At 56.8% G+C, this 9982-nt stretch carries 5 protein-coding genes; 2 read left to right on the top strand and 3 right to left on the bottom strand.

Annotation, left to right across the window (positions count from 1 at the left end; genetic code table 11):
* Window positions 1-134: 134 nt before the first annotated feature.
* From RMSM_RS06210 to RMSM_RS06220, 3 genes are all read right to left on the bottom strand, one after another.
* Complete coding sequence (locus RMSM_RS06210) at window positions 135-1088, bottom strand: RluA family pseudouridine synthase (RefSeq protein WP_040764366.1); 954 nt, start codon at window positions 1086-1088, stop codon at window positions 135-137.
* 143 nt (window positions 1089-1231) lie between these two features.
* Entirely contained in the window at window positions 1232-2341 is a 1110-nt protein-coding gene (locus RMSM_RS06215) for a YfgM family protein (RefSeq protein ID WP_008693108.1), read from the bottom strand.
* A gap of 210 nt (window positions 2342-2551) precedes the next feature.
* On the bottom strand, window positions 2552-3448 hold the full coding sequence (locus RMSM_RS06220; RefSeq protein WP_008693109.1) for an N-formylglutamate amidohydrolase: 897 nt from the start codon (window positions 3446-3448) through the stop codon (window positions 2552-2554).
* A 342-nt stretch (window positions 3449-3790) separates the two neighbouring features.
* Between RMSM_RS06220 and RMSM_RS06225 the strand changes: the two genes are divergently transcribed.
* Window positions 3791-5821: a hypothetical protein gene (locus tag RMSM_RS06225; RefSeq protein WP_040764363.1), complete on the top strand. Its 2031-nt coding sequence runs from the start codon at window positions 3791-3793 to the stop codon at window positions 5819-5821.
* 389 nt (window positions 5822-6210) lie between these two features.
* Window positions 6211-9777, top strand: a complete 3567-nt coding sequence (locus tag RMSM_RS06230) for a mechanosensitive ion channel domain-containing protein (protein WP_008693112.1) — start codon at window positions 6211-6213, stop codon at window positions 9775-9777.
* Window positions 9778-9982: the final 205 nt, after the last annotated feature.

Genomic DNA, 9982 nt, shown 5'->3' on the forward strand with positions numbered 1-9982 from the left:
ATGCAAAGACGAGGCGGGAGCCTCGAAAGCAGTGCGTTCCCAGGCAGGAGCCTGGGAACGAGCGTATTTTGAGTGGCATCCAACGAGAAATGTCAAAGGACGCTGATGACAGGCAGGATGCCTATCCCACTTTGCTACGAATCTTGCTCGAGCACGTCGATCACTCGCATGATGTCCGCTGGTAACGGTGCCTCGAACGTCATCGACTTGCCGCTTTGCGGATGCTCGAAGGTCAACTTGCGAGCGTGTAGCGCTTGCCGGTCTAACAGCACCGTGTCTTTGCTGGCGTCATGCGTTCCGGTCAACATCCCCATTGTGACTTCGGCGTGCCCGGCGTACAGCCGATCGCAAAGAATCGCAGCGCCGAGATGCGACAAATGCACTCGGATTTGGTGCGTGCGACCTGTCTTTGGTTTCACACGAACTTGCGTAAAGCGGCCGTGGCGGCTGATGACTTCGTAGAACGTCGACGCAGGCTTACTGGTTTCATGATGCTCGCGAATCGCCATTTTGTCCCGCTGATACGGATGGCGACCAATCGGCATGTCGATGATGTCGCGGTCGCGATCGATTCTCGCCGCCGTGATCGCAAAATATTCTTTCTGGACCACGCGGTTGGCGAACTGCTCCGACAAATGCATATGCACGGCGTTGGTTTTGGCAACCACGATCACACCGCTGGTGTCGCGGTCCAGCCGATGCACGATTCCTGGCCGCGTCGGCCCGCCCACATCCGATAGCGACTGAAAACGAAACGCCAACGCGCTGGTCAACGTGCCAGTCCAATTACCGCGTGCTGGGTGAACGACCATCCCGGGAGGTTTGTTGACGACAACCAACCCGTCGTCCTCGTACAACACATCCAACGGGATGTTCTCGGGTACCGTGTCGTCGGTCGGCGGCTCAGGCATACGAAAACGAATTCGCTGGCTCGCCTGAATGCGAACACTCGGCCGAACCGTCCGTCCGTCGAGCGTTGCCCCCTCGGCCTGGATCGCCTGGGTGATCTGTGTACGGCTGAATCCGTCACACGCCTGTGTCAAAAAGAAATCGATCCGTTGGCCGTTGGCCGATTCAGGAACGACGATGTCCCGAAAGACATCTTCGCCAACACGGACGTCAACGCCAGTGCCATCGGCATCGAGGTCATCGCCATCGAGGTCTTCATTCACCGCGTCCGCATCCGTTTGATCGGGACCGAGCACGATATCATCGTCAGAGGAATCTTTGATCACGACGCGTCTGACTCTGACTTAGCTTCATCTGCCACAGGCGTCTCGTCCGCCTCGGTCGTTTCGCTGACTTCGGGGGTCTCCGCAGCTTCCTCTACCTCCGCTTCCGCCTCGGGTGTTGCTTCGTCGGAGTCTTTGGCAGGAGGATTCAACTGCGTTTCCTCTTCCGCTGCTGGAGCCTTTTCTTCCGCCGCGTCCTCGTCGTCCGCAGCCGGCTTTTCGTCGCCTGCTGGCATTTCCTCAGCAGGTTTCTCTTCAGCTGGCGTTTCTTCAGCTGTTTTTTCCTCAGCAGGTTTCCCTTCAGCGGGCGCTTCTTCCGCTGGCTTTTCTGTGACCGCGGCTTGGTCGGTCATTTCAGCGTCATCTTCGGGAAGGTTCAAACCATCGCCGGGTTCTTCGTCGCTGGCCCCGCCGAGGTCGGGCAGATCCAAATCGGGCATTTCAGGCAACATCGCTCCGCTTGGCAGCGACGGGGGAGCCGATGGATCGCTTGGCGAAAAATCTTGATCCTTGAACCAAGCCAAAAAGTCTTTGGTGCTCTCTTTGGAAAGCGCGGCAATTCGCTCCTCGCACGCTTCGACCATTTCCTCGGATTCGCCGATGCGAGCACATTCTTTGTAGGCCGCGATTGCCTTATCGAGATTCCCGAGTGCTTCCTCGCTGCGAGCAATCCCAAAATTGGCGCGCGAGAGCAACAAATCGTTCTTGCCTTCGGAAATTGCGTTGCGGAACGCCTTGCTCGCTCCATTCAACTCATCTTCCGCATCCATTCGGTTGACGTACAGCGACCGTGTCCCCTGAGCCAACAAGGCACTGCCTTGGTAAAGGTGGGCCCATGCGGCGGCTGGGGTATTAGGGTACTTTACGCTCACCGACGCCAGACCCTCTGGATCCTGCGAACCGGTTTGCTGCATCAAAAGCTCGAACGTCGCTTGGCTGCGATCTTCGCTGACTTTGCTGCTGTAAATGGCGTAGCCAATGCCGCCAACCAACAACAATGCGACCGCAATCCCGATCGGACGCGAATAGGGTTCGATCGATTGATTGATTCGGGCAAGATAGTTGGCGAGGATGTTTTCTTGCAGTTCGTGTCGGCGTTCGCTTTTCATCAATTCGTCTTATTTGGATTAAATTGACACGTAGAAAGAGGTGTCATTGATTCACTCGGGGCGATAGGCGGGCGACGCCCGGCGACCGAAGCGCTGAAGTATAGAAATCATAATGAGTTAGCGTCAATAGAGTCACTTTAGCATGACACGGCCTCTGGAACGCCGATAGCAGAGGGAACTCCGATTGGGGAAACGGGCCCCCTGGCGATTCTAAGCCGCATCGGCCGACTGGAAATCGAGGACTTCGTCAAGCGATCGACAAATCCCTTCGATCGCTTGATCTCGCAACGCGACCCGGCGGCCGGCCCAAGCTCGGTTCAGCAGCAATTCCACGCCGATATAACGGTCCGCCGTGAAATGGTTTCTCATCGCCGTGACGATGCTCTCGGTCGTTCCGCGTCGGGGATAGTTGCGACGAACCCGAATCATCGGCGCCCAATCGTACATCTCGTCGATCCAGTCGAGACAGAACGCCATTTCGTCCTCGCGTGACGGATCATACAGCAATCCAACATCGGTGCGTCGCAGCCGACCTTCGCTCCTCAAGGCAAATGAACGAATCGAGATATGGATGGTGAATCCGTGTCGCAGGGAATGTTGCTCGACTGCATTGCGAATCCGGTTTCGATATTCAGCATGCACCTCCTGAACCAGCCGATCGCGTTCTTCACACGGCCATTTGCGAACCGCTGGCGGCATCACGCTGCGGTGTCGAGACGACCGAGTGACGTCGATCAGGTCGGCAGCGTATTTATTTTCAACGAGCGGCGATTGCAACAACGATGCCATTCGCCGAGCGACATAGCGAGCGGCGGCATCCCCAGGCAACTTTTCAGGAAACTGGCCAGGCAACAGGTCGCTGCCACCGCTCTGAAACGATTCATCCTGCCGATTTATTTCACTGCGATTCGCTTCACTCCGATTGACCTCATCGCCAATGGCCCCACTGAGATTTACTTCGGCTGGAAACTCGCTGCGACGGGTCTCTATCTTCGCCGACTCGACGAACGCTGGCTCCATCACCGAACGTTCTCCCGAGACCGGCTGACGAACCAGCCAGGGGGGCACGAGTTCGCCTCCCATTTCGCAGCTAATCAGAATCGTCATGACCAGAGTCCTAGCAATAGCATTGCAAACATGCCGCAGCGGCCAGCATCGCTGAGAGGTTATCAGCTAAGTGTGTTCGAACGTGGGGTGATTCCTTCCCACCACCGCCATCTTGACTACACGATTCTAGAGGGGGCTGCCAAGAGGTAAACGGGCAAAACGATAAACCGATCTGGTTGTGATGCACCTTCGTCCGCCCCTCAGCCCAAGGACCCAAATCTTGGCAATGCCGGAAATTCGATCCTTTCAAAAAGATTCCTCTTGTCCCCATCGCTACGAAATCGCTAACAACGAACCAATTGTTTCCAGAAATTTTGATTCGTGTACAGAGAATTTGTTCTCATGGGTTCGCCAATAAATGCTTCATGGCTAAGCGTTGTCGCACTGAGTGCGGTGGCCTGCGTTGCGGATTGGACTTCGCTGAGGGCGGATGACGGCAGTCTAGCATCGGATCCCTACGTCGTCTTTGTTGCCCAAGACGAGGCGTATGCGCGATGCGGCCCTTCGGACGAATTCTACCGCACCGACCCGCTTCGCTATGGACAAGAACTCGAGGTCTACGTCGAAACCGTCGACGGATGGCTCGGCGTCCGTCCCCCGGACGACAGCTTTTGCTGGGTTCCCGCCGATGCAGTCGAAATCGCCCGCGACGGCGACACGGCCGTGGTTACCGAAGATCGCACGGTCGCCTGGATCGGAACTCACCTGGGACGTGCTCGCCAATTTCGCTGGCAAGTCCAACTGGCCGTCGGTGAACCAGTCACGATCATCGGAAAAGGCGAACGCGAAGGAGCGGATGGGCCGCGAATGTGGTACCGCATTGTTCCTCCGTCGGGCGAATTCCGCTGGGTACATCAAAGCCAAATTGCCGAGAGCGCCGAACAACTGGTCCAGGCAATCCGAAAAGATCGAAACACCGACATCGAATTCTTACCCGGCGGCAGCATCACCGCCCGCCATACACGCTCGCGCGACAGCATCGCCAACCGCGACGACTCGTCTGAACACGCCAGCGTCGCCGACGACGAGGAAGACTCGTTCGCCGGACGTGGCACTTTGAGCTCCGATTCATCGAGCCGTCGCCGGTCACAGGCCACCTCCGCGGCACTACAAGACACACCTTCGGTACTGCTTCGCGATCCCGATGGGGAACAAATCGCCGATTCGCGCGTAGGCGATCAACGTGCATCAGCAGCGCTGTCGCAGGTCGCAGACGACAATCCGCCCCAGCTGCGCGAAGCACCTCTCGTACATGATGCCCACACATCGGGCGAAGCGATCGGCAGCGGCGTCCGCCAGCAATGGCAATCCAACCCCGGCGAGCGTGCGGCGCGTGAAACCACCCAGTCAGAAACCGTCAACGAGGCAATGTCCAAACGTGGGCTGTTGGCATCGGTCGAATTTATTGGCCGTCCTCGGTTATCCGATATCGACGCCGGTATTCGCCAAATCGGTGGCGGCTTACTTGATCGCACGTCGCCCGGTGATACCCCGCCCAGTGTCGGAACCTCATCGGTGGAAACGAATTGGGTAGCCGGATCGACACGGAGCCGCACCAACTCGGTACAACAAGTCGCCGGCATCCAGCCAGTCAACCCACCCTCGGTCACACCAACCCCATTAGCGTCTCCGATTCCGGCCTCTCCCTCTCCGGCAACACGCTATGTGTCGGCGGCCGCGATTGCGGCGATCGAAACCGAAGCCAGAACCGCTGACATCGAAAGACTCAGCCTGATTTTTTCACGGCTGATGGCAGCGAGCGCCTCGGCAGCCGAGATGGAGCCAGTCGCAAGAGCAGCCAACCAGATCGCCATATCAACCACGGACCAAGTGACCGCAGACCGAGCTCGTTCGCTGACCGAACGAATTCAAAAATATCAAAATGTGGCTCAGCGCCGAGATGGAAACGCCGTGATCCAGGCGTCGCACGCCCCGTTGCTACCGACGGTACCGGCGTCATTGTCGGTCTCGTCAATCAGCCCCGTACAGTCAATCAGCCCCGTACAGTCAATCAGCCCCACGCAGTCGATCGCCCCTGTCCAAACGCGACCGCAAATCATGCTGCCGGCCACCTCCGAGGCACCACACATCCCGTCCGGCACCGCAGCGACCGACAGCGTTCCGAACGGCAGTGACGAATTGACTGCGACAGGATTCTTGGTCCAAGTCTACTCGGCGCGGAAAGACAGTCCACCCTTTGCGATCACCGACAGCACCGGCCGCACGCTCGCTTATGCGACTCCGTCACCGGGGCTAAATCTGCGAATGCATCTAAACAGCGAAGTTCGCGTGCATGGAACCCGCAGTTACCTGCAAGGATTGAACACGCCTCACATTCGCGTCGCCCAAGCCGTCCGCACGACCGAACGCTAAGCAGCCACCTCCGACGCAAGCATACGTCGAGCAGATCCTCTGGTCCGTCGGACTGGAACACGCAGAGCGAGACTTACCCGCGCGGCAATGACCGTCGTTACTCAACGGCGTTGGGGGACAACGAAGTCGTCCTATTCCGGACGTTCATGTTGGCGCCCGGATTCCACGCATCACCCGGTGTCTTACCGCCCAAGACGCTCTCGCCGGTGACGATGCCAACCGTAGCGTTCCGCTATCGGTGGATACGTGAACGTTAGATCGGATTATCTATCCAGACGGAATCTTCACTCGTTTTGCGGCTTGACCGTTCACGTACGGATTGCGTATTCGAAGTTCCTGTGCAGCGGTGTGTCTGCTGCCATCTGCCACGAGCCTAAAAAACAACTTGTATGAATCAATCGAACTGCCTATTGCGACACGTTGCAGCCTTTCTGGCGATGGCAGCCCTGATCATCGCGGCCGCTCCGGCACAGGCCGAGCAAGGATTTGCGCTGCCGGAAAACGTTCCATTGCCCACGGCGGTTCAGGTCCATCTTGAAGACGTCGTGGTTCCCGCATCCTTTACCGAACCAAGTGCAGCGCCCGAGGCCAAAGTTGCTACGGTCATCAAAAAAGAGACCATCGCAACCGAATTAGCGTCGATCGAAGCGGCAACCAATCTATCCGAAGAGGATCGCAAGACATACGTCGAGCGACTTCGTAAAGCCACCGAATGGTTGGACAACCAAGAAGTTGCCAAGAAACGCTTGGCCGAAATTGAAACGTTCCTACTGACGCTGCCCACGGTTCTCGCCGAAGCACAAGCCGGTGTCGCGGCACCGCCCGAACCGGAGCCCGCCGTGGTCCCCGCCGGTGGCACCATTGCGCAACTAGAGCAACAGTTGATTGGTCTGCGGACTCAGATCGAAGCCGACGAAAAGGAACTGCAGCGGAAAGAACGCGAGATCGAAAATCGGACGGTGCGTCTTGGCGACCTTGCTAAAGAGACCGTCGAACTCGAAAAGCGATTGGGCGACGCCAAAAAGCAAGTCGCAACGCTTGGCACCGAAGAACTTTCCAGCCGAGTTCAATCCATCGAACAGCAAGCTCGGGTGTTATGTCTCGAACAGCAATTAATCACGATAAAAGCTGAACGCCGGCGACTCGAAGAGGTTGCACCACTGTTGCCGCTGCAACGCGACCTGACCAACCGCACGCTAAACCACCGAAAAAAACAGCTCGTCAGCTGGCAGACCGCGGTCGACAAATGGCGAAAAGACGAATCGCTACGCCAAGCGGCCGAGGCGCGACGCGTTGCCGATGAATCTCACCCCGCGCTGAAATCAGCGGCCGAGGTGAATGCTGAGATCGCCGAGTCCCGCATTAAAACCGCAGCCGACATCGAGCGAATTGGCAAGATGCACGAGCAGCTGCAGGCCAAGAACAAACATTTTGACGAAGCGTTTGAAACGCTGCGTTCCAAAGTCGAGCATGCCGGTGCGACATCGTCCACCGGTTTGTTGCTACAGAAACAGCGAGGCGAATTGCCCAAGCCCGAAGAGTTCGCCAAACGGGTCGAGATCGTGGAAACCGAGATGCCGGCCACGCATTTGCAATTGACCGAATGGAAACAGATGCGGCGGGACGTGTCCGACCCGGATGAAGCAGCCAAGTTAATGGTCGAATCATTGGCGGCATCGGTCCAGCAATATGATCACGACAATGTGGTCAGCGTGGTGTCGCGGTTGCTGCGTGATCGCCGCGACTTGCTTGACAACGCCATCGCGGACGAAGAATCGCTGCTGCGAAAATTGAATGAACTCGAGTTGATCAACCAGACGGTGGAAACTCAGGTCGACGAATTTCGTCAGTTCCTCGATCAGCGTGTCCTTTGGATCCGCAGCTCCGATGCAATCGCACTAAAGGACCTGCGTGAGGCATCCAAAGGGTTCTTGTCGCTGATGGCGCCGTCGAAATGGATCGAAGTCGCTCAGGTGTTTGCGGGCGACATGCTTCGCCGTCCAATCATCATGGTCTTTTTGGCGTCGTCGTTCCTGCTGCTGCTACTTTTTCATGCCCAAATGCTGGCCGCCGTTCGTCGTTTATCTCAACCTCCTGAACCCGGTACCGAAGCTAGCTTTCTAAGGTATGCAGCCGCCTTTGGAATCACGGTTTTCCTAGCGGTTCGCTGGCCGATCCTGCTGCTGGCGGCGGGATGCCGGTTGCGAATGGCGAGTGGATCCACCGAATGGACCCAAGCCGTGGGTGACGCCTGCGTGACCACGGTGCTGTTCCTATGGGCCTGTTCGCTGGTCCGTGAACTGTCGCGTCGCGAAGGGGTCGGCGAACGTGTGTTCAAGTGGTCGCCAACCGCCCTAGCAAAAGTACGCAACGTGGTCGATTTGACCGTTTTTGTTGGCACGCCCGTTTTCGCTCTGCTGCAATTAACTCAGTTCAGCGAAGTCGCGGAAATGCGGAGTCTGCAGCGTCTACTTTTTATCTCAATTCTGGCCTTTGTCGGACTTCAAATCGGATGGCTGGTTCGCCCCTGGGGCCCGTTCATGCTGTGTTTGCAACGCGAGGATTCGACGTCGATGACCTATCGCTTGCGGCATCCAATTTGGTTGGCCGTCACGGGCGCCCCGATTGCGTTCGCGATTTTGTCCTTGGTCGGCTACCATTTTTCGGCCTACCAATTATCAGGCCGACTGGCCGAGACCGGTATCGCGTTGGTGGGGATTATCGTGTTGTACTCGTTGGCGATCTGTTGGCTAGAAGTCACCGGTTTCAACCGAGCGTTAGCGAAGCAAATCGCCGCAGAAGCCGAACAAGCCCAATCGCTTGAGGTGTTGGCAAGTCCGACGAATTCCGATGACGACGACGCGGATTCTGACATGCTCGCTCCCGTCGATTTGCAAGAGACCGTTAATTCCGAATTTTGTGATCTGCTGCGTTGGGGCAGCGTGATGCTGTTGATCTGTGGTGGATGGATCATTTGGTCCGATGTATTGCCCGCGCTGCGTGTGCTCGACCGCGTCGTGCTGTGGACCAACATTGAAACGATTGCTGAAACCGTGGTCGATCGCCAAGGTTACCAGTCTGTGGTAATGACAGATCGTTCGGTCCCCACGACGCTGACCGACGCGATTGCAGCGATTTTGGTTGTCATGGCAACCATGATGATCGGACGACGACTGCCCAGCGTTTTAGCACTAACCGTGCTGGACCGTTTGCCATTGGAATCGGGGACACATCAAGCCGTTTCAATCCTGGTTCGCTACGCCGCCACCATCGCCGGCATCCTTTTTGCCTGTCAGGTGATCCGCTTGTCCTGGAGCAGCGTTCAGTGGTTGGCCGCCGCCATGACGGTGGGGTTGGGTTTCGGATTGCAAGAAATTTTTGCCAATCTGGTCAGCGGTCTGATCATTTTGTTCGAACGCCCCATTCGCGTCGGGGATATGGTGACCGTCGGTGACCTGACCGGCAATGTCTCTCGTATGCAAATGCGGGCAACCACGATTACCGATTTCGATCGCCGCGAGATGATTGTGCCAAACAAAAAATTCATCACCGACAATGTAATCAACTGGACGCTATCCGACCCGATCAGCCGCATCGTACTACCCGTGGGCGTGGCGTATGGAACCGACGTTGCCCAAGTGCAACGGATCCTGCTGAAGATTGCCGAACGAAATCCGTCAGTCCTAAAGGAACCTGCACCAAGCACGTTGTTCAAAGGGTTTGCTGAAAGCACGCTTGACATTCGGCTCCACGTTTTCATTCCAAAACGGGATGTCTATACGGTCGTGCTCAATGAATTGAATTCGGCAATCGTAAACGAATTGCGACGATCGGGGATTGAAATTGCGTTCCCACAGCGTGACCTGCACATCAAGTCAGTGCAATCGCTGGCCGCACTGATGCCTCGCGAACAAGAGCGTGATCGCGATCGGGTGCGTGACCAAAACGCTGCCTAATTTTTTCGACGAACTTTCGGAATCGAATACCGCCGCACAGGCACATGGACGCTGAACTGCTGGAACGTCAAACGTCCGGCACCGAATGAACACCGAAGCGGCAGCCGTAGCGGCCAGCCGCTGGGAATCAGACCTACAGGTTGACAACCTAGGCTACTTTTGCACGAGTTTTTTCAACGTGGTTGGATCCTGGATGAAATCGAGG

The sequence above is a fragment of the Rhodopirellula maiorica SM1 genome (genome assembly GCF_000346295.1).
Taxonomy (GTDB): Bacteria; Planctomycetota; Planctomycetia; order Pirellulales; family Pirellulaceae; genus Novipirellula; species Novipirellula maiorica.